This is a genomic window from Streptomyces sp. LS1784, assembly GCF_020103755.1.
Taxonomy (GTDB): domain Bacteria; phylum Actinomycetota; class Actinomycetes; order Streptomycetales; family Streptomycetaceae; genus Kitasatospora.
Map to the genome: position 1 here is coordinate 1 of NZ_JAHSQD010001149.1, position 959 is coordinate 959.

At 75.6% G+C, this 959-nt stretch carries 1 protein-coding gene; it reads left to right on the plus strand.

What is annotated here, in order from left to right; genetic code table 11:
- The coding region (locus KS423_RS46245) for a hypothetical protein (RefSeq protein ID WP_224285627.1) at positions 1 to 608 on the plus strand (608 nt) is incomplete at its 5' end.
- Between the last annotated feature and the right edge of the window lie 351 nt (positions 609 to 959).

The window sequence follows — 959 nt, forward strand, 5'->3', positions numbered from 1 at the left end:
CCGACCAGGCGGCGCCCTCCGCGCCCGGGGCGGGTTCGGCACCCGTCTCCGCCCCGGCCCCGGCCGCGGCGGAAGCGCCTCGCGGGGACCTGGAGACGGCGCTGCTGGACGACAAGGTGGTCGGGCAGGTGCTGCCGGACGCCAAGGCGATGGCCGGGTGGGAGGAGGAGAAGCGCAGGGTCGACACCGCCGACCACAAGGTCACCTGCACCGGTGCCGCCGCCGCCTCCTGCGCCGGCAAGCCGTTGAGCGGGTCGGTCCGGTTCTCCTCGGGGGACGTGGTCGTCCGCTTCCTGGTGGACACCCTGCCCAGCCGGGACGCGGCGGCGCAGCGGCTGAAGGAGAACTACGCCTCGTACTCCGCGGGGCCGTTCAAGAAGGTCGACACTCCGGCGCTGGGCAGCGAGAGCCAGGCCTTCCAGGGGCCGCTGGCCGAGGGCGAGGGCGTCGGCATCGTGGTGCGCTCGGGCACCGTGGTGGCGAGCGTGACCAGCGAGGGCGGTCCGGTGGACGTGGCCGCGACGCGGAAGTTCGCGGTGATGCTGGTCAAGCGGATCGAGCAGGCGCAGAGCGGCAAGGCGCCGGACGCCGGGCTCGGCGTGGGCTGAGGGCCCGTCGACTGAGGGCCCGTCGGCCGGGCCGCGGGCCGTGCGGGCCGGTCCTCCTCCCCCCGGGTGTTCGATCCGGGCCGGGCCGTGCCGAGCGGCGGGCGGCCGGTCCACCGCCTCCCTCCGTGCGGCCCGGGGCGCTGGGCTGGGCAAACGGATGTCAGTCGACCGTGATATGTACCTATCTCGTGGCCAGCGTGCGGCCATGCGAAAGATACCGATGACGTTCGAGGGGGCCAGACATGCCGCTGTTCCGACGCCGCTCCGGCGGGGAGGGCGCGCAGGACCGGGCCGTGCGGCGCGGGTTCGGGTTCGGCCGCCGGGGCGCCGGATCGCCCGCCGCCACCGGCA